Here is a 26,849-nt window from a genome sequence, read left to right as displayed (position 1 = left end):
CTCCCCCGTCGCTGCGGCGTCGGCCGAGCTCGGCGGGTCCGGCATCGCCAGGACTCCCATTGCATCGACACGCTTCTATATTGGCAGGAGTCGATACAAGCTGCAACCGCGTCAGAACCCAGCTTGTGGAGACACCCCATCCGGTCGTTCTCACGGCGCGTCACATGTCGCTCACCCGTACAGCGGCCCGGGTCTCTCAGCGTTCGGCGTCGGTCTCGGGCGACGGGTCGTCGGCGGTGCGTACGGACGACGGCGCGGTGTGGCCGGTGCGTACTCCGGCCCGGCCGACCATGTGGGCGGCCACGGGCGAGGTCATCAGCTGGAACACGGCGACGAGAACGAGCAGGGCGACGGACGTGCGGTCCTGCAGCCGCAGTCCGAGCGCGGTCAGGAGCAGCAGCAGACCGAGTACCTGTGGCTTGGCCACGACGTGCATCCGGGAGAACAAGTTGTCGAACCGGAGGACGCCGACGCCGGCGGAGAACGAGAAGAATGCGCCCAGGAGTAGGCAGATCGCTGCGGCAAGATCCCACACGCCCATCATGGTTCCCCCTTCCGGGAGCTGTTCCCGCGGTCGGGCGCCTTGTCGGCCGGGTCGGCCGACGAGTCCGTGCCCTGGCCGGAGGCATGAGACCTCGGCGGCTCCTCGGCGGCGAACCGGGCGATCGTCACCGAACCGATGAACCCCACCATGGACAGCACCACGAGGATCGGAACCGACTCGACGCGGCGGGACAGCGCGGCCTCGACCGCGACGGCGCCGACGAGCGCGGTCGTCACGACGTCGAACGCGATCGTGCGGTCCAGCATGGAAGGGCCTCTTTCCATCCTGACGACCGCGAGTACGGCTCCCACGGCGAGCAGGACCGTAGCTCCCACCCCGACGGCGACCATCATCAGCGTTCCTCCTCGTGGTCCTGGTCATCTGGGCGTGCGGCCGGATCGGCCAGCCCTGTGCGGGCCAGCTCCGCCTGGGAGGCGAATGCCCGGAGCAGCCGTTCCTCCAGGGCCAGTGTGGCGTCCCGCACGGCCTCGGGACCTCCCGACCCGGCGAGGTCCAGGACGTGGACGTGCAGGATCGGGCCCGCCGTGTCGAGGTCCACGACGAGTGTCCCGGGGACCAGGGACGACAAACCCGCCGTCGTGGCGACGAAGAGGTCCGACGTCGTGCGCAGTGGTACGGGGACCAGCCCGCCGCGTGGCATCGGGCCGGGCCGCACCGCGGTCCAGGCCACCTGGAACGAGGCGAGCACGAGGTCGGTCGCGAACCGGCCAAGCAGGCGGAGCAGCGGACCCGGCCGTACGGTCGTGGCCTGCCGCAGAGGTGGCAGCGGGAACGCCAGGGCCACGAGCGCGCCGAGAGCCGCGCCGGACAGCACGTTCGCCCAGGACAGGTCACCCCACAGCAGCACCCAGAACAGCACTCCCAGAACCACCGTGGGCGTGAGGGTGGCAAGCCGGCCGTGACGTCGCCGCGGCGTCTCGGTGGGTTCCGTCAGTTTCACGGGCCTCCCTCCTCGGACGTGACGTCGTCCGACTCGCCGGTGCCACGGGGTGCGCCGTCGGGGAACACCGCGTCGACGTAGACCGCGTCGCCCATGACCACGTTCGCGGCGTGCTCGGCGTAGTCGTAGAGAGGCCCGGCCACCACGGTCAGCGCCACGCCGATGCCGACCAGCGCCGCCGTCGGTCCGATCATGCCCCAGGGCAGGCGGGTCTCGTCGGGCGGACGGAAGTCCTCGGGAGCCGGTTGCCAGAATGCCTTGTTCCAGGCCCGGATCACCGCGTACAGGGTCAGCAGCGACGTGACCACCGACCCGGTGACCAGGACCCAGGCCAGGGCCGAGCCGTCCAGCACACCCGCCTCCAGCAGGCCCACCTTGCCCAGGAAGCCGGAGAGCGGCGGGACGCCGGCAAGATTCATCGTGGGAACGAAGAACAGGACGGCCAGTCCGGGGGCGAGCGCTGCCAGCCCTCCGAGTCGTTCGAGCGATGTCGTCCCGGTCCGGCGTTCCACGAGGCCGACGACGAGGAACAGCGCCGTCTGGACCGTGATGTGGTGGACGACGTAGAAGATGGCCGCCGCGGTGCTGGCAGCGGTGGCGAGCGCCACCCCGAAGATCATGTAGCCGATGTGGCTCACCAGGGTGAAGGACAGCAGTCGTTTCACGTCGTCCTGTGCGACCGCGCCGAGGATGCCGACCAGCATCGTGGCGAGCGCCAGGACGAGCAGGACCACCTCGACCACCTCGTTCCTCGGGAAGAGGAGCGTCTGGGTGCGGAGGATCGCGTAGACGCCGACCTTCGTGAGCAGCCCCGCGAACACGGCGGTCACCGGCGCGGGTGCCGTCGGGTAGGAGTCGGGGAGCCAGGCGGACAGCGGGAAGATGGCCGCCTTGATCCCGAAGGCGAGCAGGAGCAGTGCCTGGATGCCCAGCCGGATACCGGGTTCGACGTCGGGCAGGCGCTCCGCGAGCTGAGCCATGTTCACGGTGCCCGTTGCCGCGTAGGTCAGGCCGACAGCCAGGAGGAAAATGATCGAGCTGAGCAGTGCGACGACCACGTAGACGCTGCCGGCACGGATTCGCTCGACGGTTCCGCCGAGTGTGAGCAGGACGTAGGAGGCGGCGAGCAGGATCTCGAACCCGACGAACAGGTTGAACAGGTCGCCAGCGAGGAAGGCGTCCGCGACCCCGGCCGCCAGGATGAGGTACGTCGGATGGAAGATCGCGACGGGGAGAACGCCACGGCGCCGGGCCTCGTCGGCGTCGGGATCCTGTGCCTCCAGGATCCGGCGGATGGCCTCCGAGTCCTGGACGGCGGGCGCTGCCCGGCCGCCACCGTCGGCGATGCCCTGTGCCATCGAGTACAGCAGCACGCAGAGCAGGACGACGCCGCTCACCAGCAGCATGAGTGCGGCGAGAGGGTCGGCCACCAGGTTGACCCCGACGGGTGCGGCCCACCCGCCGACGTCGATCACGACCGGTGCGTCGCGGGCGGCGACCAGGAGGCCCGCCGCGGCGGCCACCACGACCGACAGCGCGGTCACGGAGATGATCCGTTGCGCGCGCTCGTACCTGTGGAGCGCCAGGGCAAGCCCGGCCGCGAACAACGGGACCAGTACGGGCAGGGGGACGAGCGTCTGCACCGACCACGGATTCACGTGTCGCCACCTCCACCGTCGGTGGGAGAGATGGGCCGCCGTCGCGGGCCGGGGTCCGGGAGCGCGACCTCGTCCCGGACGGTGGCCGCCTCCTCGTCCAGCGTGACGCGGGACTCGAGCGCGTCGCTGTCGGCGTACGACGGCGCGTCCCGCTCGGCGAGCTGTGCGATGCGGGTATCCTCCAGGTCGTCCTGGACCTCGTCGTGCCCATGCAGTTGCCAGGAGCGATACGCCATGGCCAGCACGAACGCGACGAGAGCAAGCGTGATCACGATCGCGGTCAGGATCATGGCCTGGGCCAGCGGGTCGCTCATCGGCTCCGTCCCGGTGTCCGGGCCGGTGATCGGCGGCGCTCCGGCGCGGCCGCCGGCGACGAGGATCGCGAGGTTGACGCCGTTTCCCAGGAGCATGAAGCCGAGCAGGACACGGGTGAGCGATCGTTCCAGCAGCAGGTAGACGCCCGTCGCGAACAGCACTCCGACGGCGAGGAGCAGAGCGGCCGAAGGCACGGTGTCGAGGACCGTCATACGGGATCACCCCCGGTGGTGGCGGTACGTTCGCTGGGTTCGGGAGACCGTGAGCCGGTCTCGGCCTGGCGGTCCAGTTCCGCGCCGAAGCTGCGCAGGATGTCGATGACCAGACCGACGACGAGGAGGAACACCCCGATGTCGAAGAACAGGCTGGTGACCAGGTGCACGTCACCCAGCACCGGCAGATGCAGGTCCACGATCGTGCTCTCGAGCGCCGCCTGGCCGGCCAGCAGTGCGGCGAGGCCTACACCGGCCGAGAGGAACAGGCCGGTGCCGAGCACGAGGCCCGGATGTACGGGTGCGGCTGCTCCGAGCTCGAAGCGTCCCCCGGCGAGGTAGCGGATGGTCAGGGCAAGGCCTGTCACCAGACCCGCCGCGAAACCCCCGCCCGGCGCGTTGTGTCCACTGAACAGCAGGAACAAGGCGAACAGGATCATGGGGTGGAACATGATCCTGGTGAGCACCTCGAACAGCACCGACCGTTGGCCCGGTTCGAGCGTGGGGCCGGTCAGCAGCCACTCCCGCCGTTGTTCCGGCTGAGCGCCGGTGCGCGGAGGCCGTTCGACGGCCTGCAGTGCGGCGGCACGGTCGAGGCGTAGGGCGTCGCTCCTGCTCTGGCGCAGGAACACGAGCGAAGCGACCCCGGTCGCTGCCACGAGGAGCACCGAGATCTCACCCACCGTGTCCCAGGCACGGATGTCGACGAGCGTGACATTGACGACGTTGTGCCCGCCTCCGAAGGTCTCGGCCTCCTCGGGGAAGTCCACCGACACCGGCAGGTGCCTTCGTGCGAGCGGCGCGACCGCCACGAGCATCATGACGACGAGGCCCGTGGCCACACCGATGGCCAGCCGCACCCACCGGCTCGCGGCCAGCGGCCGGTCCGAGAAGTAGGGCGGCAGGCGGCGCAGGACCAGGATCATCACGATCAGGATCAGCGTCTCGGCCAGCACCTGAGTCAGGGCGAGGTCCGGGGCTCCGTGCAGCACGAACAGAGCGGCGTTGCCGTATCCTGCCACCCCCACGAGAATCACGGCCTTCAGCCGGCGTCGCGCGTTGGCGGTGAGGACGGCAGCCACCGCGACGACCAGCACGACGGCGAGCTGTGCCGGACGGTCCCACGGCACCACGGTGAAGGGGCCGAGTTGCAGGATCTCGCCACCGTCGGCGCGCGATACCGCCGGGAACGCGGTGTCGCCGGGCCGGTCGGCAAGGCCCCAGGCAAGGCCGAGCCCGGGGCCGACGACCAGGGCGACGAGGATCACGCCCAGGTAGAAGGGCAGGGATCCGCGCTGCGTGCCGGCGGTCACGGCACCCGCCAGCCGCTCGAGCCTTCGCGTGAGTCGCCGGTAGACGACGTCGGCACCGACCGGAGACCAGAGGGAGTCCTGGAGCCGCTCGACCCGATCGCGGTACAGGAACGCGAGAGCGCCGGCGAGCAGGACCGCGGCGGTGACCGCGAGCGCTGGTGTCAGGCCGCCCCAGAGGGTGAGGTGCCCGGGTTCGCCGGTGGGGTAGGTGTCCGCGTACGGTGCGAGGAGTCGCTCGCCGATCCCGGGCGCGAGGGCGACGACGAGGCCGAGGACGGCCAGGAGGAAGGGCGGGGCCACCATCCAGAACGGCTGCGGGTGTGCGGGGACCGGCACGATGTCGTGCCGGCCGGCCGTGGCGGTGTCTGGGCCGGGCGGGCCGGGTGGGGAGGAGAGCCGGGGCTTGAAGGCACCCCAGAGGAAGCGGAGCCCGTACGCCACGGTGAGCGCCGACCCCACGGCGACGACACCGGTCGTGACCATGGCGAGGGTGCCGCCGCCATGGGTCCAGGCCTCCAGTGCGGCCTCCTTGGCGACATAGCCGGCGAAGGGTGGCAGCCCGATCATCGAGGCTGTCGCGAGCGCTGCGGCCAGTGCCGTGAGAGGGAGCCTGCGACCGACGCCGGCGAGCCGGCGCAGGTCACGGGTGCCGGTCGCCGCGTCGACGATGCCCACGACCAGGAACAGACTGGCTTTGAACATGGCGTGTGCACCCAGGAGGGCCAGGCCGGCGAGAGCGGCGGCCCGTGTTCCGTAACCGAGGAGCAGCGTGAGGAGTCCGAGCTGGGAGACCGTACCGAACGCGAGGATCAGCTTCAGGTCGTGCTGGCGCAACGCGCGGTACCCGCCGAGCAGGAGCGTGGTGCCCCCGAGTGCCAGGACGACGGCGCGCCACGCCACGAGGTCGGAGAAGGCGGGCGCGAACCGCGCCACCAGGTAGACGCCCGCCTTCACCATGGCCGCGGCGTGCAGATAGGCCGACACCGGGGTGGGAGCTGCCATTGCGGCGGGCAGCCAGAAGTGCGTCGGGACGAGGGCGGACTTGGTGGCCGCGCCGGCGAGGAGGCACAGGACCGCGATGGTCACGGCGGGTCCGGACGGCGGTGCGGCGACGATCGCCGAGACGCTCCAGGTTCCGGCGGTCACCCCGAGCACCACGACGCCGACCAGCATCGCCAGGCCGCCGGCCGTGGTCACGATCATCGCCTGCATGGCCGCGCGCCGTGATGAGGTGCGGTCCATGTAGTGGCCGATCAGCAGGTAGGAGAACACCGCGGTGAGCTCCCAGAACACGAGCAGCACGAGCATGTCGTCGGCGACGACCAGACCCGCCATGGAGCCGGCGAACGCCACCAGGAAGCCGCCGAACCGGCCGAGCCCGTGCGCGTCGCGGGCGAAGTAGGAGCTGCAGTAGAGCAGTACCAGGGTGCCGACCGAGCCGACCACCAGGAGCATCATCCAGGACAGTGTGTCGAGCCGGAGGTCGACGGCGATGCCCAGCGCGGGTATCCAGGGCAGGTGCTCGGCCGGGGCGCGCCCGGCCAGGATGTCGCCTGTCTGGTAAAGGGCGTACGCGGCCGCCGTCGCGGGGGCCAGGGCGAGTACCCAGAACGCCCGTCGCCCGAGGCGGGCGACGAGGGCGGGCGCCGCCAGGGCGACGAGCGCATGCGCGAGAAGTACTGCAAGCACGTCCGCTCCGTCCTGTCAGGGTCGAGAATCGGTCGCCGGTACCGGCCGAGCGAGGCGGGATGTCTGTCGCGGCCGGCGCCGCGCGCGGCACCGCGCGTCACGGGGCCGGTCTCCCAGTCCTGCGCGCGCCATGACGTACCGCGTGGCCAGTGCCACGAGGACGAGCAGGCCGGCGACCAGAAGTGCTCCCAGGTCCATGCACCATGGTTTCCGGCCTGGATGGCGGCGGACAATGGGGTCTGTCCCTCATTTCTCACGAGCGATGGTCTGGGAGGCTGAACAGCATGCCCCGCCTGTCGATGCCGTTGTTCTGGCGTGTCTGTCTGATCAATGGTGCGGTGTTTCTCCTGGGAACGCTTGTCCTCGCGCTGTCACCGGCGACGGTTTCGGCGCGGCCGCTGTTGTCCGAGTTGGTTGTCCTCCTGCTGGGCCTGACCGTGATCGTGCTGGTGAACGGTGCTTTGCTGCGGACGGTGCTGCGTCCGCTGGACCGGTTGACCGCCGTGACGGGCCAGATCGATCTGCGGCATCCTGGCCTGCGCCTGGACGAGGAGGAATCCGGCCCGGCGCGTCCGCTGGTGCGCGGGTTCAACGCGATGCTGGAGCGGCTGGAGGTGGAACGCTCGACGAGTACCGCTCGCGCGCTGCAGGCGCAGGAGGCGGAACGGCAGCGCATCGCTCAGGAGCTGCACGACGAGGTGGGGCAGAGTCTGACCGCGGTTCTCCTCGGGCTTCGGCATCTCATGGACACCGCTCCCGAGCGATCGCGAGCCGAACTGGACGAACTGCGGGGCACGACCCGTACGAGCCTGGAAGAGGTACGCCGAATCTCCGAGCGCCTGCGGCCCGGCGATCTGACGGAGCTCGGGCTGGTCAGCGCACTGGCAGGCCTGGCCCGCGCGACGTCGGCGCGCAACGGGCCGGTCGTCCGGCGGAGCCTGCCCTCCGCGGTTCCCGAGCTGTCCTCCGAGACCGAGCTCGTGATCTACCGTGTCGCGCAGGAGGCCCTGACGAATGTGGTGCGTCACGCGCGTGCCGGGACCGTCGACCTCAGCCTCGCCCTGTCGGACGCCGGCCTCGTCCTCCGCGTCGTGGACGACGGCGTGGGGATTCCCCCCGGTGCGATGGGGGCCGGGATCCAGGGGATGCTGGAGCGCGCCCAGATGATCGGCGGCGAGCTGGACGTACGCTCCCACGGGGAGCGTGGGCGCCGGTCGGGTACGGAAGTGCGGCTCAGCCTTCCCCTGCCGCGGAGGGCCGAGCCGTGACGGTGCGCATCCTCCTCGCCGACGATCACACCCTCGTCCGCAGTGGTGTCCGCCGGATCCTGGAGTCGGAACCCGACCTCGAGGTCGTCGCGGAGGCGGCCGACGGCGCCGCCGCCGTCGAGCTCTCGCGCTCGATGCACCCTGACCTCGTCGTGCTCGACGTCTCGATGCCCCGGCTGACCGGCCTGCAGGCAGCCCGGGAGATCTCCCGGCGGCTCCCCGGGGTGCGCACGCTCATCCTGTCCATGCATGACAACGAGCAGTACTTCTTCGCCGCGCTCAAGGCGGGCGCCAGCGGCTACGTGCTCAAGTCGGCGGCGGACGAGGACCTGGTCGAGGCATGCCACGCCGCCATGCGCGGCGAACCGTTCCTGTACGCCGGGGTCACCAGCACGCTCGTGGGAGATTTCCTCGAACGGATGCGCCGCGGCGACAGCGCACCTCATGCCGTGCTCACGCCACGTGAGGAGGAGGTGATCAAGCTGATCGCCGAGGGCCGCACGTCACGGCAGATCGCCGCTGAGCTGGTGATCAGCCACAAGACGGTGGAGCGACACCGCGCCAACATCCTGACCAAGCTCGGGATGCGGGACCGGACCGAGATGACCCGGTACGCGATCCGAGCCGGGCTCGTGGAACCGTGAATGCCCGCTGTCGCCCGGCGTGCATGGGATACCGTCGGCGTACCTCCAGACGAAGGGAAAGACCGTGGACGTGGAGCGCACCGAGTTGCCCGGGATCGGTGTCCGGTTCGAGTTCGAGACCAAGCGGGGGGTGCGTCTCGGCATCGTCGCCCACCGCGAGGGCCGGCGCGACTTCATCCTCTACGACCCCGACGACTCCGATACCGCTCTCGATTGCATCACGCTGGACTCCGACGAGTCGGCGTCCGTGGGTGAACTGCTCGGTGGCGGCCGTGTCGTGGAGAAGCTCAGCCGCCTGCACCGCGAGATCGACAACCTGGTCTCGCGTCAGCTCCTGGTCGACGCCACCAGCCCTTACGCCGACCGGCCCCTCGGCGACACCCGCACCCGCACCCGCACGGGCGCCTCGGTCGTCGCCGTGATCCGGGACTCGGGCGTGGAGACCGGCCCCTCTCCGTCAACGGTCCTGCACGTCGGCGACCGCCTCGTGACCATCGGTACGGAGGAAGCCGTCGGCAAGGCCGGCCGTATCCTGCGCGGGCTCGAGTAGCCATTGCACCACCTCGTGGAAGTCTTCCTGCAGCTCGGCCTGGTGATCCTGAGCCTGGGCGTCCTGGGTGCGTTCGCCGGCAAGGTGGGGATCTCCGCCATCCCGCTCTACCTGCTCGCGGGGCTGGCCTTCGGGATCGGTGGCATCCACGACCTCGGGGAGATCGCCGACTTCCTCGCCATCGGGGCGGAGATCGGCATCGTCCTGCTCCTGTTCACGATCGGCCTCGAGTACACACCGCGCGAACTGGTCGGCACCATGCGCACCTCCTGGAGGGGCGCGGTCGTCGACCTGGTCCTCAACGCCACCCCGGGCGTGGTGTGCGCCCTGCTGCTCGGCTGGGGGCCTCTGGCCGCGGTCGTGTTCGGCGGCGTGACCTACATCTCGTCCTCGGGCATCATCGCCAAGGTCCTGACCGACCTGGGCTGGCTCGGTAACCGCGAGACCCCGACCGTCCTCTCGCTGCTCGTGGCCGAGGACCTCGTCATGGCGATCTACCTGCCGATCGTCACCACCGTCCTCGCGGGCCTCGCGTTCGCGCAGGCCGCCTGGGGCCTCGCACTGGCCCTGCTCGCCGTCGGGGCCGCGTTCCTGGTCGCCTCCCGCGGAGGCAGCGCGCTCTCGCGGTTTCTCGCCTCGCCCAGCGACGAGATCCTGATGCTGAAGGTCCTGGGCGTCATCCTCGTCGTCGCCGGACTCGCCGAGCAGGTGCACGTCTCGGCCGCGGTGGGAGCGTTCTTCGTCGGTATCGCCCTCTCAGGCGAGGTATCCCACCAGGCCGAACGCATCCTGCAGCCCCTGAAGAACCTGTTCGCGGCCTTCTTCTTCGTCAACTTCGGACTGCAGACCGACCCGCAGTCGCTCCCACCCGTCCTCACCGTCGCGGCCGTCCTGGCGGTGGTGACGATCGGCACGAAGTTCGCCACCGGCTGGTGGGCGGCCCGCAGTACCGGGTCGGCCTTCAGCGGCCGACTGCGTGCCGGGCTGCTGCTCCTGCCGCGTGGAGAGTTCTCCATCGTCATCGCCGGACTCGGGGTCTCGGCCGGGCTCGATCCGGAACTGGGTGCCCTGGCCGCCGCCTACGTGCTGATCCTCGCGGCGATCGGGCCCCTCGCGCCACGCCTGGCCGCTCCGATCACCAGCGGCCGCCGCAAGCGCCTCCGCGGCAGCGGGCCGAAGCCTCCGCCGCTCCAGGAACCAGGCCTGGCACGTCCACCGGTGCGGACCTGACCGTCGCGGTTCATCGCGATCGTGTCGCGCGAGATTCCACCGGATCGCGGCCTCGTCGGGCCTCGTCCGGCCTCGTCCGGCCCGATCGCGGCCTCGTCCGGGTTCACTCGGGTTCAGAACAGGGGACCTGCGGCGAAGCGTTTCGCCGCAGGTCCCCTGTTCAGGCGATCGGTGTCAGCGGATCACGTAGAGGTGGCTCGTCGCCGTCGTTCCTGATGCCGCCACCAGGCGGACCCGGCCGGAGAGCTCCTTCGAGCTCCTCACGGTGAGGCTCTTCATGCCCCAGGTCGACCTGCGTGTGTCCACCGTGCCCAGCCGCGTGGAACCGACATAGACGTGAACCTTGCCCATCGTGGGGCCCGTGGCCATGTGCAGGCGGACGGCGCGGACGCGGTAGGACCTGTCGGTCCGGGTCTGCGCGGCGCCACGGGTGCCGTTGATCATGAGCTCACCCGAGTAGCCGACGGGGATCCCGACCTCCCTGGCGTACGTGACGTGAGCGCTCGACCGCTCCACCCCGAACCGCCAGTCCGCCGGTGCGTTCGAACACCGCCAGGGCGACCAGGCGCTGACGTTCCCCGCGCGGTCCTTGACCCGCACGCGGGCACATGCCTGGTCGACCGGGTTGAGCGTGAACCGGCGCGAGGTGCTCGTCAGCCAGCCGCTGGTCGACGTCGAGCTCAGGCCCGCCGACTCGAACGACGCCTTGGTCTGCCGCTGGTACCGGTACACGCCCTTGTCGTCCTTCCCGGCGTAGCTGAACGTCGGATGCCACTGGACGAGGCCGGACTTCCAGTCCGACCAGGTGGGCATCCACCGCTTCATCGTGGCCTTCGACACCTTGGGCTTGATCCCGTCCACGTAGGTGCACCGGAGCTTGGACCAGGCGGATACGTTCCCCGCCAGGTCACGAGCCTTCACCTGGAAGCAGACGGTCCGGGACTTCGCCCGCCCCTTCGTGTACGAGGTGTCCTTCCCCATGGACGCGTAGGTCCACGCGACCGTGCGCTGCCCGCGCGGCGTGGCGCGGTGCCGCAGCGTGTAGCGGTCGATCCCGCCCTTGTCCTCGGCGGACCACCGGAACGTCACCTTCGTCGTCGTCCCGGTCGCCTTGATCGCCGTGGGCAGGCCGCGCGAGGTGATCGACGGCGCGGCACCGTCGATCTGCACGCATCGCTCGGCGCTCCAGGACCCGAGGTTGCCGGCGTTGTCCTTCGCGCGGGCTTGCCAGCAGGTGCGGGAGCCGGCCGGAGCCGTGGCGTCACGGCTGGTCCCGACGACGAAGGGCGCGCTCCACGCACCGAACCGGTCGTGGCCGCGCGGACGGGTCCGGTGGCGGGCCTCCGTTCGGCGGACGCCGGAGGCCCGGTACTGGTCGTCGGGCGTGGCGTCCGCGTCCGACGACTTGAAGGTCACCGTGTAGGCACGCGTGGCGGACCAGGTGCTGCCGCCCATGGTGACCGACGGCGCGGCGGAGTCCGGTGCCACGGTGAGGACGTCCGAGATGACCGGTGTCAGATCGACGGCGTACAGCGCGTCGCCGGAGGCGAACACGCCCAGATCGCCGTGGCCGTCGAACCTCGCGGGCGAGGTCGGCGCGCCCAAGGCGTAGCCGATCACGCCGGTCCACGGGTTCATCACGGCCGGCCGCTCGTGGATGTCGTCCGAGACACCGATCAGCACGCCGTCGTTGAGGGACCAGCTGTCACTCACGTCCCCGCCCGAGCCATAGGTGATGAGGGCGGGCCGGTAGACGTCTCGGTCGTGCAGGGAGTACTCACCGCTCGAACAGCGCACGAGGGTGAAGCGGCCGTCGAAGCCGACGGGCTCACCTTCTGGGTGGGAGTCGTCGCACAGCGTGTCCTCGGTCGCGAGGACTCGTCCCGTGGGCACGTCGACGTGGCGGAGATCGTTCGTGTCGACGGTGGCGATCAGCGATTCCGCGGCGCGATACCCCCCGAAGGACGTGGTCAGCCGGTGGCCGAGCGGGACTGCCGCGACCGAGCTGCCCGAGATCGCGTCCTGGATCGTGACCGACGTTCCGTCGAGGGAACTCACGTGCCGCCCACCCCGGTCCACCTGGTACTCGTCCGGGATGACGCGGTGAGCGCCGTCCGGCACGCGCACGACCGCGTCGCCGACTCCGGCCAGCGAACCGCGCACCAGGTCTCCCTCCGCAGCGCGGAGCCCTTCCATGCCGTCGACCTGATGCCATGCGGGATCGGTGCCGTTCCGGTCGCGGGTCCACACCTGGGGGGAGAGCCCGTCGTCGGCGACCTCCAGCACGATCAAGCTGTCGGTCAGCTCGACGCGAGTGATGGTTCCGCCGGGTAGCTCGTCCGCGGTGGCGAGAACGGTGGAGGGCAGTTCGACCGTGGTCATCGCCGCGGCGGCGGGCTCACCGCCGGTGACGAGGGTGGTGCCGACGAGTGCCGTGACCGCGACGCCGGCGGCCCACTGCGTCGCCTGGCCGCGCGGGCGCGCGAAGAGGTACGGAAACATGGGGGTGGTTGGCCTTTCGGTCCGTCACGGCGCCGTTCGTCGATGAGCCGACGCGAGGGTTCGACGGAAGACTATCCGCTGGATCGACCGTCCGGCGCCGACCGAGCGGGTGAAAGGTCCCGCTCGCGAACGGTAGCGACCCGCCACTCCGTGGCTACCATGACCATGGCGGACATGCGCGAGATACGAGGTGCGGTATGGGTGGACGCGTCGTCGTGGTGGGTTCGGCCAACGTCGACGTGGTCGTCGAGGTCCCGCATCATCCGCGGGACGGCGAGACCGTGCTCGGCGGTGACGTCCGGCGGACCCCGGGAGGCAAGGGCGCGAACCAAGCGGTGGCCGCGACGCGGGGAGGCGGTGCGGAGACGACGTTCGTCGGTGCCGTCGGGCGCGACGAGTCCGCGGAGCTGCTGCTGTCCTCGCTGGAGCGCGCCGCGGTCCGGACGGACCTCGTGGACCGGGTCGACGCGGCGACCGGTACGGCGCTCATCACCGTCGCCCCCGACGGCGGGAACGCGATCGCCGTGGCCCCGGGGGCGAACTCTCACGTGCGGGTCGATGCGGCGCGGTCCGCGCGCATCGCGGAGGCCGACGTCGTCCTGCTCCAGCTGGAGATCCCGGTCGACGTCGTCCGTTCCGCCGCCGCCGCGAAGCGTCCGGATGGGCGGGTGGTGCTGAACGCGGCGCCGTCGCGACGGCTGCCGGCCGGCGTGTGGTCGCTGGTCGACATCCTGGTCGTCAACGAGACCGAGGCGGCGGACCTGGCCGGCGGTCTGCCCGGCCCGACGACGACAGGAACAGGCCTGGACGACACCACGGTTGATCCCGCGGCACTGGTCGAGGCGCTGCTGGACCGGGTTCCCGCCGTCGTGGTGACGCTGGGCGCGGAGGGAAGCCTCGTCGCCGAGCGGGGGAAACGTCCGCTCGCGATCCCGGCCCTTCCCGTCCGGGCGGTCGACACCACCGGTGCCGGTGACACCTACTGCGGCGTGCTCGCGGCGGCCCTCTCGCGGGGTGCGTCCCTGGACGACGCCGCTCGCCTCGCGACGGCGGCGGGAGCTCTCGCCGTCACGTGCCCGGGCGCGCAGGACGCGATCCCGACGGCTGCGGACGTGGCGGCACTGGCTGCCGGTAGCACGACGGCTACCGGCCGTACAAACCGGCACCCGTGATGCCGAGGACGGCGAGCCGGTCGCGTGTGCGCTCGTACGAGCCGATCCCCCTCGGCCCGGATGCGCCGGACAGGGTGTGCCGTCGCGCGCGGACCCTCCGTCCGCGAGACGACCGGGCCGAGCCGGCACCTCGGGTGTCGGCTCGGCCCTGGGTTCCGAAGGGTCAGGCGTGCTTGCCCGCGGTACCTTCCTGGCTCTCGAACTCGTCGAAGGCGTAGGTGTCGTTGGCGGACTTGCTGTCGCCGCCCTTGTCGGGCGCCGCGTCCGCCTCGGCGGATTGCGGGGTCGCGTCGACCGTCGCGAGGTCCGGCTCCGCGGAGAGACCCGAGCTTGCGTCGTCCTTCGAATCCGACGCGCTGTCGGACGCCGTCTTGTCGTCCGCCGCGCTGGACGTCCACGGCGTCGCCTCCGTGACCTTGTTCGCTCCCGCGCGCGCGGCCGAACCGGCCTTGCCCGCCGCCGACCGGGCGGCCGACGTGGCCTTCTCGGCCGCGACCGACGCCTGCTTGGCGGCGGCGCCCGCGACCTCGCGACCCTTGGCCACGGCGGTCTCGGCGGCGGAACCCACCCGCTGCTTGGCGTCGGAAGCGCCGGCCGAGCCCGAATAGTCCGCAGCCGATGTCTGCTCCCACGGCTCTGCCCACGGATCGCTCTGCGGCTGCGCGCGCTTCCAGAAGACGTAGCCGGCGGCCACCGCGCCGACCCCGACCGCGGCCCAGACCCAGCGCTTGCCGGCGGAGCCCGAATGGGACTCCTTGGCCGCCTGCTTCGCCGCGGCTGACGCGGCCTTGGCCGACGCCTTCTCCGCCGCGGCCGCCGCCTTCTTCGCGGCCCTGGCGGCCCTGCCCTTCAGCGGCGGCGCCGTGGACTCGTCGATCCGGTGCTGCATCTCGGCCGCGTGGGCAGCGGCCTGGTTCGCCGCCGCGACCGCGCGCGGCAGCAGGTCGTCGACGAGCTTGTGGTGTGCCGAGTCGAGGATCGGCGCGGCCTTGTCGGCGGCCTGCCGAACTCGCGGTGCGGCAGCCTGCAGGCCTTCGCGCCATGCCTTCTCCGCGCGAGGCTGGGCCCAGTGGCGCAGCTCGGTGACGCGCGGCTGTGCCCAGTCCTTGGCGTGGATCGCCTGCTCCCTGGCCTGTCCCGCAAGTGCTTCGGCCTGGTGGGCGGCTTTCGCACCCCGCTCGCTCAGCAACGCGGCCGCCGCGGCGGCCTGCTGCTTCAGCTTCTCCGTGTCGACCTGGTGGTCGACGGTGATCTTGCGTCCCATGGAAAGGAACCTCCCGGGATGTCGGCCGTCCAACGATCTGGTATGTAGCACCCACTCTGCCACCGCATGCCCCGCGTGGCGAGGCCGGACACTCGCACAACGTGGAAAGATTGGAGACATGTTCGCAACCCTGCACACTTCCGCCGGTGACATCCGCCTCGAGCTGTTCGGTAACCACGCTCCGAAGACGGTCCGCAACTTCGTGGAACTCGCGCGCGGTGAGAAGCCCTGGACGGATCCTCGTACCGGCGAGGAGCGCAAGGAGCCCTTCTACGACGGCCTGATCTTCCACCGGGTGATCGACGACTTCATGATCCAGGGCGGCTGCCCGCTGGGCACCGGTACCGGCGGCCCCGGCTACACGTTCGACGACGAGATCCACCCCGAGAAGTTCGAGTTCAACGAGAAGTACCTGCTCGCGATGGCCAACGCCGGCAAGCGCCGCAACCCCGTGACCGGTGAGACCGAGGGCACCAACGGCTCCCAGTTCTTCATCAGCACCGCCGAGACGCCGTGGCTGAACGGCAAGCACACGATCTTCGGGAAGGTGGCCGACGACGAGTCGCGCGCCGTCGTCGACGCCATCGGCAAGACCCCGACGCGCCCGGGTGACCGTCCGGTCGAGGACATCACCATCACCTCGGTCACGATCGAAGACTGACCGGAGGGCCGAGACATCACCGACGACGAGGCAAGCGCGGCCCCCGACGCGCAGGCCGGTCCCCCGGTCTGCCCGAGACACCCCGACCGGCCTTCCTACGTCCGGTGCCAGCGATGCGGCCGCCCTGCCTGCCCGGAGTGCCAGCGGCAGGCACCGGTCGGCATCCAGTGCGTGGACTGCGTCAAGCAGGCCGCGAAGCAGGTGCCTCGCCAGACCACCGTCATGGGCGGCACCGCGCGCGCGGGGCGTCCGGTGATCACGCTCGGGATCATCGTGGCCTGCGTGGCGAGCTGGATCGTCCAGGTGGTTCCCGGCTCCGGTTGGACGCAGCTGCTCTGGTTCTGGCCGGTGGGCGGGTACTACGAGCCGTGGCGGTTCGTCACGGCAGCGTTCGTCCACTCGTCGACGATCCCGCCGCTGCACCTGCTGTTCAACATGTTCGCGCTGTGGATCATGGGGCAGTTCCTGGAGCCTCTGCTCGGCAGGGCGAGGTTCTCCGCGCTCTGCTTCGTCTCGGCGGTGGGCGGATCGGTCGGCGTCCTGCTGGCGGCGTTCGGAACGCCCGCTGACGTCGGCAGTGCCTGGTACGTACCGGTGGTCGGTGCCTCCGGCATGGTGTTCGGCCTGTTCGGAGCGGCGATCCCGGTCCTGCGGCGGATGGGACGCAGCGCGGTGCAGATGTGGGTCCTGATCGCGATCAACGCGGTCCTCGGGTTCGTGATCCCGAACGTGTCCTGGCAGGGTCACCTGGGCGGTCTGGTCACCGGACTTGCCATCGGCGCGGCGTTCGCGTTCGTCCCGAGGCGCGCGCAGCGAGTGATCGGCGTCGTCGCTCCGGCAGGCGTGCTCCTGCTCCTCGTCCTGGCCACGGTGGCGAAGTACGAGTTCACCTTGAGTCCGGCCCTCGCGGCCGGTCTGGTCTGACCCGCAGACGGTTCACAGAGGGCGGACGGCGCGCCGTCGGACCGAGGCACCGCGGCCGACCTCGGGACTTTTCCACAGCTTTACCCACAGCTGTGGGAAAGTCTGCCGAGGCCTGTGGACGGGCCGGCGCGGGCGCCGAACCGGCGTCAGCGCCAGCGCGTCGTCAGGCCGAAACCGACGATGATCAGGCCGAACCCGACCGCGAGGTTCCACTGGCCGAGCTGGGGCACGGGCAGGCCCAGGCCCGCGCTCGTCAGATAGAACGTGACGATCCACGCGAGACCCAGGACCATCAGGCCCACCATCACCGGCGCCAGCCAGCGCGGGCTCCCCTCGGGCTTCGCGACCGGGGCGTCGACGGGCTGCGGGGTGGTCTTCTTCTTTCGGGGCTTCGACTCGGGCACGCTCGGGGGCTCCTGTCCGGACGGGTGCCGGCCCTTGGTCGCATCGGCGCGTAAGGGTCGGACGATGGCATTCTCGTGGACTAGCGTAGTGGTCGAGTCGAGCGAACGGTGACGCTGACAGGAGGTTGCCCGTGATCCGACGACGCGGGGGTGCGGAGGTCACGGGTGCGCGCGTGCGTTCCTGGGTGATCGTGGGCAGCGTGCTCGCACTCGCCGGGCTGTTGTTCGTCGCGAGCGGGCGCCACGCGCTCCAGTCCGGCTCGCGTCAGCCCCAGGACATCGCCGCTCTCGTGCAGGCCGAGTCGGCACGGGTCAGTGAGATGTCGGAGCGGGCCTCCGCGCTGAACCGCGAGATCAACGCGCTGACGCTGAGCGACCGGACCGGAACCGACGTTCCGCGGGTGGATCCGCCGATCGCCGAGTGGGAGGGCGTGGCCGCCGGCTCCAGTCCGGTGGCCGGCCCCGGCCTGACGGTCACGCTGGACGACGCACCGGCGTCGTCCCTGGACACCGCTCCCGGCAATCCGCAGCCCAACGACCTGGTGGTGCACCAGCAGGACCTGCAGAACGTCATCAACGCCCTGTGGGTGGGCGGTGCCGAGGCGATGACCCTGCAGGGTGAGCGGGTGACGTCCACCTCGGCGTTCCGGTGCTCCGGAAACATCCTGCTGCTGCACGGCAAGGTCTTCTCCCCGCCGTACGAGGTCACCGTGATCGGGGATCAAGAGGCGCTATCCCAGGCACTGGAGGACGATAAGGGCGTGCAGAACTATCGTGCCTACGTCGACTGGGTGCACCTGGGCTGGGGAGTCCGGACGCACGACCAGGTCGAAGTGCCCGCGTCCCAGTCGGGTGGCGACCTCCGCTACGCCCGTGTCCCGGAAGGAACGGACGTCTTCACGTGAACCGCACTCCCACCTCCGCAGCGCTCTTCCCGACTCCCGCACCACCCGACGGACCACGCCGGCGACACGCGCATCCTGGTGACCGGCGCGGCGGCGGGCTCGTCGCCGGCATCGTCGGCGTGTTCGGGGAACTCCTCGTCACCGTCGGTGTCCTGCTCGGCCTGTTCGTCGTGTGGCAGCTCTGGTGGACCGACGTCGAGGGCAACCGCGCCCAGGATCAGATCGTCGCCGACATGGGCTGGGAGGAGCCGGAGGACGACGGGCCCGAGATCGCCGTCACCACCGAGCACCGTGACGCCCCGCCCGTACCCGACGTGCCCGCGGCGGGCGAGACCTTCGCCCAGATGTACGTGCCGCGCTGGGGCGACGACTACCTCAAGCCGATCGCGGAGGGCACCGAGAAGACGACCGTGCTCGACACGATCGGCATCGGGCACTACGAGGGCACCGGCATGCCGGGAGAGCTCGGCAACTTCGCCACCGCCGCACACCGCACCACGTACGGCAAGCCGTTCAACAAGGTCCACGAGCTGAAGGAGCAGGACGCGGTGGTGGTCCGCACCGAGGACACCTGGTACGTCTACAAGGTCACCGAGTCCGAGATCGTGCTCCCGGAGAACATCGAGGTCATCTCCCCGGTGCCCGGCATCAAACCGGGTGAGCCGCTCCCCGAACTCACCGAGCGGTACATCACCCTGACCACGTGCCATCCCATGTTCTCCGCCGCCGAGCGGTACATCGTGTACGGCGAGCTCGACTACTGGGCCCCCGTCAGCGAGGGCACGCCGAAAGAACTGCTGGAAGAAGGATGACGCGCTGATGTACGCCGCACTGTGGAACTTCCTCCCCGGCCCGACGTGGGCCCGCGCGCTGCTGTGCGCGGGCCTCGGGGTCATCCTGCTCGCCGTCTGCTTCGAGTACCTCTTCCCGTGGCTGAGCGACTACATGCCGTTCAACGAGACCACGGTGGGGGAGTAGAAACGTAGGCTGTCCCGCATGACGCGCATCCTCGTCGTCGACAACTACGACTCCTTCGTCTACACGATCGTCGGCTACCTGAACCAGATCGGGGCCGAGACCGTCGTCGTCCGCAACGACGCCGTGCCCGAGCCCGACGCCGACGGGCGATTCCGCGACGACACCGGAGTCGCCTACGACGGCGTCCTCGTCTCCCCCGGGCCCGGCACGCCGTCCGAGGCCGGCGCGTCCGAGTCCGTCATCCGCGCCTGCGCGCGCTCCCGCACACCGATGCTCGGCGTGTGCCTCGGCCACCAGGCGCTCGCCGAGGTCTACGGCGCGACCGTGACGCACGCCCCCGAACTCATGCACGGCAAGACGAGCGAGGTCTTCGTGTCCGACGACGGCGGCCGTGGCGGGGCGGGCGCGGAAGGTTCCGTCCTCGCGGGGCTCCCCTCGCCGTTCACCGCGACCCGCTACCACTCCCTCGCCGCGACGCCGGAGAGCGTGCCGGAGGACCTCGTGGTCACGTGCGTCACCGAGTCCGGTGTGGTCATGGGTCTGCAGCATCGCGAGCTGCCGCTGCACGGCGTCCAGTTCCACCCGGAGTCGGTGTTGACGGAGGGCGGCCACCGGCTCCTGGCCAACTGGCTGGAGACGTGTGGTCTGGAGGGCGCGGTGGAGCGTTCGACCGGGATGGCACCGCTGGTCGCGGGGTAGCTCGCGGAGCTCGGAGCCGCCGGCCCGGAAGCGGCGCGCAGGGTGAACGACGAAAGGCTCGACCGGTCCGGTCGAGCCTTTCGTCGTGATGTCAGGTCAGCCGTCTCCGCCGGGGAAGAGACCCTCATTGGTGGGGCCGTCCGTCGGGTCGCCCTCCGGTGCCTCGTTGACGACGTAGAGGACGACCTCCGCGCCGGTGTCGACCTCCAGGCCCGGGGCCGGGTTGGTGTTGAACACCGTGCCCGGTTCGTACTGGTCGTTGTCCTCGTAGACGACGTCGTCCGGGTTGCAGTTGATCTGGGCGCCGCCGCAGGCTTCGAGTGCGTCCTCAAGGGTCATCCCGAGGATGTTCTCGGGGATGGTGGTCTTCGAGACGGGTACGGCGACCCAGTAGGTCACCTGTGTGTTCACCTCGATATCGACCGGACCAGCAGGGTTGGTGCGGCTGATCTGACCTTCGCCGACAGCGTCGGTCTGCTCCGTCATCTTGACGCCGTTGAGTCCGAGCTCCCTGAGCTTGGCCAGCATCTGGTCCTCGCTGGTGCCGGTCATGTCGGGGAGAGTGACCTTGCCCGACGCGTACCAGACGTCGACCTCGGTACCTTCGGTGACGGGTGTTCCGCCGGCCGGTTCCGAACGGATCGCTTCGCCGGCCGCATACCCCGAGTTGTTCTCCGGGTTCCACCCACCCAGCTTCAGCCCGAGACCCTCGAGCTCCGTTCGTACCTCGTCCTGCGTCTTTCCCGCGAGGTTCGGAACGCTGACCTCGCCCGGAGCGCCTGAGACGAAGATGGTGACGGTCTCGCCCTCCTCGACGGTCTCCCCGGCGGCCGGATCCGTCTCGCCCGTCGTGTTCCCCGCCTCCCGGTCGGACTCCTCGTCGATCTGCTGGGCACAGTCGAGGTTCGCGCCCTCGATGACGGAGCAGGCCTCGTCGTAGCTCATGCCGGCCTGGATCTCCGGCACGGTCGCCGTCGTCGGCTCCTCGGGCTGGCGGTTGTTGTTGTTCACCGCGACCGCGATGAGGATCGCGGCCAGCGCCGCGATCGCGATCGCGATCAGCGTCCAGATGAGCGTCTTCTTGTTGTCGGTCTCGTTGTCCCGGCGGTCTCCCGGCCCCATCGGCCCGGTCGGGTAGCCCTGGCCCGGTGTCTGGACCGGCGGCTGACCGGTCGTGGGCGGCCCGCCCCACTGCTGGGTGCCGTACCCGCCGACGGGCTGCATCTGCTGGGTGCCGTACCCCGGCGACATCATCTGGGTGGTCTGGCCGCCCATCGCCATCGCGCCCACCATCGGCGCGGAGACCTGGCCGCCGCGCAGCGCGGCCTCCAGGTCTGCCCGGAACTCGGCGGCGGAGCTGTACCGGTGGTCACGGTCCTTGGTCAGCGCCTTCATCGTGATGCGGTCGAGCACGTCCGGGACGTCGACGGCGATCTCGCTCGGCCGCTGCGGCTCCTGCCCCACGTGCTGGTAGGCCACGGCCACGGGGGAGTCGCCCTGGAACGGCGGGCGCCCGGTGAGCAGCTCGAACAGGAGGCATCCGGTGGAGTACAGGTCGGAGCGCGAGTCGACCGTCTCGCCTCGGGCCTGCTCCGGCGAGAGGTACTGGGCGGTGCCGATGACGGCGTTGGTCTGCGTCATCGTCGCCGCGGAATCGGCCATGGCACGGGCGATACCGAAGTCCATCACCTTCACCGCGCCCGTCGGCGTGATCATCACGTTCGCGGGCTTGATGTCCCGGTGCACGATCCCCGCGCGGTGCGAGTACTCGAGCGCGGACAGCACGCCCGTGGTGATCTCGACGGCCTCCTCGATCGGCACGGCCGACCCGTCCGTCAGGATGTCGCGGACCGTGTGGCCTTCCACGAACTCCATGACGATGAACGGGACGGTGATCTCCTTGCCGTTCCCGTCCTTGGTGCGGTCCTCGCCCGTGTCGTACACGGCGACGATCGCCGGGTGGTTCAGCGCGGCCGCCGACTGCGCCTCGCGTCGGAAGCGTGCCAGGAACGACGGATCGTCGGCGAGATCGGAGCGAAGTACCTTGATCGCGACGGTGCGTCCGAGCCGTGTGTCGTGGCCGACGTGCACTTCGGCCATGCCGCCACGGCCGACCAGCTCACCGACCTCGTAGCGGCCGGCGAGCACCCGGGGCGTGTTGTCCACCACTTATACGTCCTTCGAAGATTCGGCCGTCCGCGGTGCGGTCAGCGGCTCGTCAAGGAGCATCATCCCAGAGTTCACGGCTGTAGCCGTGGTGCCAGGACTCAGCATTGCGTCCGTCGTTCCGTAGGAACTGTCACCCAACGGTTGGGCATCCCCACCGTCGTCCCCACCCATGGTGAGCACCAGAACGAGGACGACGGCGCCCAGCAACGCACCGAGCGCGACCAGGGGCCACGGCACGCGGATGCCGAGGCGATCCTCAAGTTCCGCCGCCCAGTGGGCGATACCCGTGGTCACGCTACCCCGGCGGCTCGAGCGACCTGACTGCTCGGCACGGACGTCGCGGCGGGACGGGTAGGTTCGTGAGGCTCCGTCGGACGGCGACAGAGTGCTGGGGATGTACCCGGTCGTGGGGCGGAAGCCCCCCATCGATGATCCGTGCCGGCCGACAGCCTCTCCCTGCGAGCCGGAACCTGAGGTGTCGGCACCGGGCGTGTCGTAGTGATGGGCGGTCTCGGCGTCCGGCACCCCGGAGGCCGGGGCGCCGTGCTGGTGCGGGCGGGGCTGTTGCGCCTGCGGCGTCGGGCCCCAGGGGCTCGGCGGCTCGACCCAGGGGTTCTGCGCCTCGGGCGAGACGGCCGGGGCGGACTGCGGAGTGGCGGTGGCGGTGAACTGCCCGTGCGGCCGTGCAGGCTGTGCCGCGCCCGGAGCTCCCGCCCCGTGCGCCGTCGACCCGGCCTGCGCCGCCCGCCGCGCATCGCTGCGGGAGCGCGCGACCGGCCGCGCCCCGCCCCGCCCGGCCCCGCGGCGGCTGCCGCTGACGTGGCGCGAGGGCCCGGCATCGGCCTGATCGGTCGATCGGGGGCCCGCGACGCGTCGCGTGCCGAACGGGTCGGCGGTGATCTCCCGCGCGAGGGCTTCCATCTCACGGGCGAGCGTCTCGGCGGAGGCGAACCGGTGCGCCGGATCCTTCTCCAGCATCTGCATGATCAGCTCGGACATGCCGGGGTGGACCGACGACGGCAAGGGCGGCACGGGCGCGTTGACGTGCGCGATCGCGATGTCGACAGGGCTCCTGCCCGTGAACGGGCGCCGGCCCGCCGACGCCTCGTAGGCGACCACGCCGAGGGCGTAGATGTCGGACGCACCCGTCGCGGACTGGCCCACGGCCTGCTCGGGCGACAGGTACTGGGCCGTGCCCATGACCATGCCCGTGGCCGTCATGGGCACCTGGTTCTGCGCCACGGAGACGCCGAAGTCCGTGATCTTCACCGTGCCGGAGTGCTCCAGGAGGATGTTGCCCGGCTTGACGTCGCGGTGCACGACGCCGGCCGCGTGCGCGGCGTGCAGGCCGCGGGCGGTCTGGGCGAGCAGCGGGAGCAGACGCTGGGCCGGCAGCACCGGCTCGCGCTCCAGGAGGTCGGCGAGCGGTTCCCCGAGCACGAGCTCCATCACGAGGTAGCCGGCGCCCTCTTCCTCGCCGTAGTCGTACATCTGGGCGATGTTGGGATGCAGCAGCGTCGAGGAGTTGCGCGCCTCGGTCCGCAGCCTCCGGAGGAAGTCCTCGTTCCCCGTGTACTCCTCGCGCAGCACCTTGATGGCGACCTCGCGGGTGAGCTTCTCGTCGAAGGCGACCCAGACCTCGCCCATGCCACCGATGGCCAGGCGGCGCACCAAACGGTAACGCCCCCCGACCAGCACGCCTTCGACGGGGCGCATCAGTTGATCGCCGCCTCGAGGATCGCCTTCGCGATCGGCGCGGCGAGCGTGCCCGAGGCGGTGTCCTCGGTGGAGCTGCCCGCGTTCTCGAGCACGACGGCGACGGCGACCTGCGGGTCGTCGGCCGGCGCGAAACCGGTGAACCACAGCGTCGGCTGCCGGTTGCCGCCGTTCTCGGCCGTCCCCGTCTTCCCCGCGACGGACACGCCCGGGATCTGCGCGTTGGTGCCGGAACCGTCCTCGACGACGTTGATCATCATCTCCCGGAGGGCGTCGGCCGTCGAGGAGGAGATGGGGTTGGCGAGCGTGCTGGGGTTCGTCTTCTCGACCACCTCGAGATCGCTGTCGCGGATGCTCTCGATCAGGTAGGGCTCCATCTCGGTGCCGCCGTTCGCGACCGTGGCGCTCAGCATCGCGACCTGAAGCGGCGTGAGGCGGACGTCGCCCTGGCCCATGCCGGTGAGTTCGATGCGGTCGACGGAGTCGGGATCCTCGTTGTCGAGGCCCGGGTAGCCTCCGGCGGCGGTGCCCATCGGCACCTCCAGGCGCTCGTCGAAGCGGAAGTCCTCGAACATGTCCCGCATGCCGTCCGCGCCGACCTCGCCACCGAGCCACAGGTAGGCCGAGTTGCAGGAGGTGCGCAGCGCGTCGGCGAGAGTGATCTCGGTCTGGCCCGAGACGCAGTCGTAGCCGCCGAAGTTGTCGATGGTGGTCTGCGTGTTGGTCAGCTGGTACCCGTTGGGCGCCGGGACCTCGGAGTCCGGGGTGAACTCACCGCCCTCGATCGCGGCGGCCGACGTGAAGATCTTGAACGTCGAACCGGGCGGGTAGAGCGCCTCGATGGTGCGGTTGTTCAGCGGTGAGTACGGGCTGAACTGCTCCGACCCGTCACTGGTGTTGATCTGAGGCTTCGCGTTCGCCAGGTTCTGGTAGGTCTCGGTCACCGCGCCGCTGTCGTGGACGGCCAGGGAGTTCGGGTCGTACGACGGCTTCGAGACCATCGCCAGGATCGCGCCGGTGCTCGGGTCGAGGGCGACGGCCGCACCCGTGTAGTCCCCGAGGGCCTCCCAGGCGGCCCGCTGGATCTTCGGGTCGATCGTGGTGTCGACCGACGATCCCGTCGCCTCCTGGCCGGTGATGAGGTTCTGGAGCTGGTCGAGCCAGAGCGAGTCGGCGCGGCCCGAGAGGTAGTCGTTCGCGGTGCGCTCCAGTGCGACCGTGTTGCCGTTCACGGCGAAGAACCCCGTGATCGGCGCGTACATCTTCGCGATGCCCTCGTCGCCGTCGGCGTACACGCGCTGGCGGCCGTAGTTGTCGTCCACCGGCACCGAGATGACAACGTTCTCGTCGCCCACGACGATGGGGCCACGGGCAGCACCGAGGTCCCGGTAGATCTTGCGCACGTTCCGCGTGTCGCCGTAGAGCTCGTCCGCCTGGACGTACTGAATCCACGTGGTGGACACCATGAGCACCAGGAACATGGCCATGACCACCGTGGACAGGCGGCGCAGGGTCGTGTTCACGCCTGGTCACCTCCGTCGTCGTACCGGATCGGGGCGTGCATCTGTGTCATCTCGTCGCTCGGCGACGGCATGTTCTGGCGCGCCGCCTCGCGGTTCGCCTGGCTCGCGCCGGGGCCCACCTCGATCGCGCCGTCGGCACCCGGATGTCCCGCGGCAGCTGGTGCCGGAGCCGCGAGCTGGCCCCTCGTCGGCAGGGCGGACGGCCGTCGCGCCGCGTCCGACATGCGCAGCAGCAGCGCGATGACGATCCAGTTCGCCAGGAGCGACGAACCACCCTGAGCCATGAAGGGCAGCGTCAGGCCGGTCAGGGGGATGACACGAGTGATACCGCCGACGACGACGAAGAGCTGCAGGGCCATCACGAACGCGAGACCGCCGGCGAGCAGCTTGCCGAAGCCGTCACGCACGCCGATCGCGTTGCGCAGGCCACGCTGCACGATCACGAGGTAGAGCAGGAGGATCGCGAGCAGGCCGGTGAGGCCGAGCTCCTCGCCGAACGCGGCGTAGATCATGTCGGAGAACGCGAACGGGATGCGTGAGGAGTAGCCCTCGCCCCAGCCGACACCGAACATGCCGCCGAACGCCATGCCGAACATGCCCTGGGCGACCTGGAAGGAGCCTCCGACCGCGTTGTACAGGTCGACGTCGAGCGGGTCGAGCCAGATCCGCACGCGCCGCTGGACGTGGCCGAACATCGTCCAGGCCGCGAACGCACCGACGACGAACATCGCCATACCGACGGCGACCCACCCGCCGCGCTCGGTGGCGAGGTACAGCATGCCCACGAACAGGCCGAAGAACAGGAGAGACGTCCCCAGGTCCTTCTGGCCGACGAGGACCATCAGCGAGACCGCCCAGACCACGAGGATCGGGCCGAGGTCCCGCAGGCGGGGGAGCTGCAGGCCGAGCACCTTCTTGCCGGCCAGCGCGAGCGTGTCGCGGTTGGTCACGAGGTAGCCCGCGAAGAAGACGGCGAAGAGGATCTTGGCGAACTCGGCGGGCTGCAGCGAGAACCCGGCGAAGTTGATCCAGATCCGTGCGCCGTTGATCTCCTGGCCCAGGCCGGGAATCAGCGGGAGCACGACGAGCACGAGGGCGAGGACCATCACCGTGTAGGTGTACTTGCGCAGCACCCGGTGGTCCCGCAGGAAGAAGAGCACCGCGCAGGCCACGACGACGCTCAGTGCCGTCCACATCAGGTGGCGCTCGGCGTTCGCGCCGATCATGTCGTCCATCTGGAGCCGGGTGATCATCGCCAGGCTCATGGTGTTGAGCAGCATCACCGCGGGCAGGATCACCTGGTCCGCGTACGGCGCCCGGAACCGGAGCACGAGGTGCGCGGTCAGCGAGAGCGCCGAGAGCACCAGGACGTTCGCCCAGAAGCCGTCGGGCAGGCGGTCGTCGATCGAGTAGCCGACCATGGCGAGGCCGCCGAGCCCGAGCGCGAGCGCGATCACGAGCATCACCGCCTCGGCGGCTCGGCTCGGCACGTTCTCCTCCAACGGGGCCGCGTCCGGCATGCCCGGGGGAGTCTTCTCCGAGACCATG

At 70.4% G+C, this 26,849-nt stretch carries 24 protein-coding genes; 11 read left to right on the top strand and 13 right to left on the bottom strand.

Annotation, left to right across the window (positions count from 1 at the left end; all coding sequences use genetic code 11):
* Nucleotides 1-196: 196 nt before the first annotated feature.
* Genes mnhG through EDD34_RS20370 form a run of 6 tightly spaced genes read right to left on the bottom strand, consistent with a single transcriptional unit; the run spans nt 197 to nt 6,692 of the window.
* Entirely contained in the window at nt 197-544 is a 348-nt protein-coding gene (mnhG, locus tag EDD34_RS20395) for a monovalent cation/H(+) antiporter subunit G (RefSeq protein WP_123816191.1), read from the bottom strand.
* The gene (locus EDD34_RS20390; protein ID WP_246012600.1) at nt 541-897 is read right to left on the bottom strand and encodes an MrpF/PhaF family protein; all 357 of its coding nucleotides are present in this window, start codon (nt 895-897) and stop codon (nt 541-543) included. Before EDD34_RS20390 ends, mnhG begins: the two co-directional genes overlap by 4 nt.
* Entirely contained in the window at nt 897-1,505 is a 609-nt protein-coding gene (locus tag EDD34_RS20385) for a Na+/H+ antiporter subunit E (protein WP_246012599.1), read from the bottom strand. The genes EDD34_RS20390 and EDD34_RS20385 overlap by 1 nt, the downstream gene beginning before the upstream one ends.
* Nucleotides 1,502-3,163: a proton-conducting transporter transmembrane domain-containing protein gene (locus EDD34_RS20380; RefSeq protein ID WP_123816190.1), complete on the bottom strand. Its 1,662-nt coding sequence runs from the start codon at nt 3,161-3,163 to the stop codon at nt 1,502-1,504. The genes EDD34_RS20385 and EDD34_RS20380 overlap by 4 nt, the downstream gene beginning before the upstream one ends.
* Nucleotides 3,160-3,690, bottom strand: coding sequence for a Na(+)/H(+) antiporter subunit C (locus tag EDD34_RS20375; protein ID WP_123816189.1), 531 nt, complete (start codon nt 3,688-3,690; stop codon nt 3,160-3,162). Before EDD34_RS20375 ends, EDD34_RS20380 begins: the two co-directional genes overlap by 4 nt.
* A complete protein-coding gene (locus EDD34_RS20370) occupies nt 3,687-6,692 on the bottom strand; it encodes a Na+/H+ antiporter subunit A (RefSeq protein ID WP_123816188.1) in 3,006 nt (1,001 codons plus the stop codon). The genes EDD34_RS20375 and EDD34_RS20370 overlap by 4 nt, the downstream gene beginning before the upstream one ends.
* Before the next feature lie 284 nt (nt 6,693-6,976).
* On the opposite strand from EDD34_RS20370, the gene EDD34_RS20975 reads away from it, so the two are divergent.
* From EDD34_RS20975 to EDD34_RS20355, 4 genes are all read left to right on the top strand, one after another.
* Nucleotides 6,977-7,960 (top strand): HAMP domain-containing sensor histidine kinase, encoded by a 984-nt coding sequence (locus EDD34_RS20975; protein ID WP_211341650.1) that lies wholly within the window; start codon nt 6,977-6,979, stop codon nt 7,958-7,960.
* Nucleotides 7,957-8,604, top strand: a complete 648-nt coding sequence (locus EDD34_RS20970; RefSeq protein WP_211341649.1) for a response regulator — start codon at nt 7,957-7,959, stop codon at nt 8,602-8,604. The genes EDD34_RS20975 and EDD34_RS20970 overlap by 4 nt, the downstream gene beginning before the upstream one ends.
* A 64-nt stretch (nt 8,605-8,668) precedes the next feature.
* Nucleotides 8,669-9,154 carry a cation:proton antiporter regulatory subunit gene (locus tag EDD34_RS20360; RefSeq protein WP_170177139.1) on the top strand — a complete coding sequence of 162 codons (486 nt, stop codon included), beginning with the start codon at nt 8,669-8,671 and terminating at the stop codon, nt 9,152-9,154.
* Nucleotides 9,155-9,169: 15 nt separating this feature from the next.
* Nucleotides 9,170-10,384: a cation:proton antiporter gene (locus EDD34_RS20355; RefSeq protein ID WP_246012598.1), complete on the top strand. Its 1,215-nt coding sequence runs from the start codon at nt 9,170-9,172 to the stop codon at nt 10,382-10,384.
* A gap of 174 nt (nt 10,385-10,558) precedes the next feature.
* On the opposite strand, the gene EDD34_RS20350 is transcribed toward EDD34_RS20355, so the two are convergent.
* Nucleotides 10,559-12,886, bottom strand: a complete 2,328-nt coding sequence (locus EDD34_RS20350; protein WP_123816185.1) for a fibronectin type III domain-containing protein — start codon at nt 12,884-12,886, stop codon at nt 10,559-10,561.
* A 197-nt stretch (nt 12,887-13,083) separates the two neighbouring features.
* Between EDD34_RS20350 and EDD34_RS20345 the strand changes: the two genes are divergently transcribed.
* Nucleotides 13,084-14,058 (top strand): ribokinase, encoded by a 975-nt coding sequence (locus EDD34_RS20345; protein WP_123816184.1) that lies wholly within the window; start codon nt 13,084-13,086, stop codon nt 14,056-14,058.
* A 163-nt stretch (nt 14,059-14,221) separates the two neighbouring features.
* Here EDD34_RS20345 and EDD34_RS20340 read toward each other — a convergent pair whose 3' ends face one another.
* Entirely contained in the window at nt 14,222-15,322 is a 1,101-nt protein-coding gene (locus EDD34_RS20340) for a hypothetical protein (RefSeq protein WP_123816183.1), read from the bottom strand.
* Nucleotides 15,323-15,440: 118 nt separating this feature from the next.
* On the opposite strand from EDD34_RS20340, the gene EDD34_RS20335 reads away from it, so the two are divergent.
* Both EDD34_RS20335 and EDD34_RS20330 read left to right on the top strand, forming a co-directional pair.
* Nucleotides 15,441-15,983 carry a peptidylprolyl isomerase gene (locus EDD34_RS20335; RefSeq protein ID WP_123816182.1) on the top strand — a complete coding sequence of 181 codons (543 nt, stop codon included), beginning with the start codon at nt 15,441-15,443 and terminating at the stop codon, nt 15,981-15,983.
* Nucleotides 15,984-16,154: 171 nt separating this feature from the next.
* Nucleotides 16,155-16,907, top strand: coding sequence for a rhomboid family intramembrane serine protease (locus EDD34_RS20330; protein WP_246012597.1), 753 nt, complete (start codon nt 16,155-16,157; stop codon nt 16,905-16,907).
* Nucleotides 16,908-17,053: 146 nt separating this feature from the next.
* On the opposite strand, the gene EDD34_RS20325 is transcribed toward EDD34_RS20330, so the two are convergent.
* Entirely contained in the window at nt 17,054-17,311 is a 258-nt protein-coding gene (locus tag EDD34_RS20325) for a cell division protein CrgA (RefSeq protein ID WP_123816180.1), read from the bottom strand.
* Nucleotides 17,312-17,442: 131 nt separating this feature from the next.
* Here EDD34_RS20325 and EDD34_RS20320 point away from each other — a divergent pair, with 131 nt between their 5' ends.
* Genes EDD34_RS20320 through EDD34_RS20310 form a run of 4 tightly spaced genes read left to right on the top strand, consistent with a single transcriptional unit; the run spans nt 17,443 to nt 19,893 of the window.
* Nucleotides 17,443-18,216, top strand: coding sequence for a DUF881 domain-containing protein (locus EDD34_RS20320; RefSeq protein WP_246012596.1), 774 nt, complete (start codon nt 17,443-17,445; stop codon nt 18,214-18,216).
* Entirely contained in the window at nt 18,213-19,028 is an 816-nt protein-coding gene (locus EDD34_RS20315) for a class E sortase (protein ID WP_123816178.1), read from the top strand. The genes EDD34_RS20320 and EDD34_RS20315 overlap by 4 nt, the downstream gene beginning before the upstream one ends.
* 7 nt (nt 19,029-19,035) lie before the next feature.
* Complete coding sequence (locus EDD34_RS20785) at nt 19,036-19,194, top strand: hypothetical protein (protein ID WP_170177138.1); 159 nt, start codon at nt 19,036-19,038, stop codon at nt 19,192-19,194.
* An 18-nt stretch (nt 19,195-19,212) separates the two neighbouring features.
* Entirely contained in the window at nt 19,213-19,893 is a 681-nt protein-coding gene (locus tag EDD34_RS20310) for an anthranilate synthase component II (RefSeq protein ID WP_123816177.1), read from the top strand.
* Between the two features lie 96 nt (nt 19,894-19,989).
* On the opposite strand, the gene pknB is transcribed toward EDD34_RS20310, so the two are convergent.
* From pknB to EDD34_RS20290, 4 genes are read right to left on the bottom strand one after another with little or no spacing between them, the layout of a single operon-like run.
* Nucleotides 19,990-22,062, bottom strand: coding sequence for a Stk1 family PASTA domain-containing Ser/Thr kinase (gene pknB / locus EDD34_RS20305; protein ID WP_123816176.1), 2,073 nt, complete (start codon nt 22,060-22,062; stop codon nt 19,990-19,992).
* Nucleotides 22,063-23,778, bottom strand: a complete 1,716-nt coding sequence (locus tag EDD34_RS20300) for a serine/threonine-protein kinase (RefSeq protein WP_123816175.1) — start codon at nt 23,776-23,778, stop codon at nt 22,063-22,065.
* Nucleotides 23,778-25,301 carry a peptidoglycan D,D-transpeptidase FtsI family protein gene (locus tag EDD34_RS20295; protein ID WP_123816174.1) on the bottom strand — a complete coding sequence of 508 codons (1,524 nt, stop codon included), beginning with the start codon at nt 25,299-25,301 and terminating at the stop codon, nt 23,778-23,780. Before EDD34_RS20295 ends, EDD34_RS20300 begins: the two co-directional genes overlap by 1 nt.
* Entirely contained in the window at nt 25,298-26,848 is a 1,551-nt protein-coding gene (locus EDD34_RS20290) for an FtsW/RodA/SpoVE family cell cycle protein (protein WP_246012743.1), read from the bottom strand. The genes EDD34_RS20295 and EDD34_RS20290 overlap by 4 nt, the downstream gene beginning before the upstream one ends.
* Between the last annotated feature and the right edge of the window lies 1 nt (nt 26,849).

It is taken from the genome of Myceligenerans xiligouense, from assembly GCF_003814695.1.
Classification (GTDB): Bacteria; Actinomycetota; Actinomycetes; order Actinomycetales; family Cellulomonadaceae; genus Myceligenerans; species Myceligenerans xiligouense.
The sequence above is the reverse complement of the archived record's forward strand: the minus strand, read 5'-3'. Positions and strand labels throughout refer to the sequence as shown.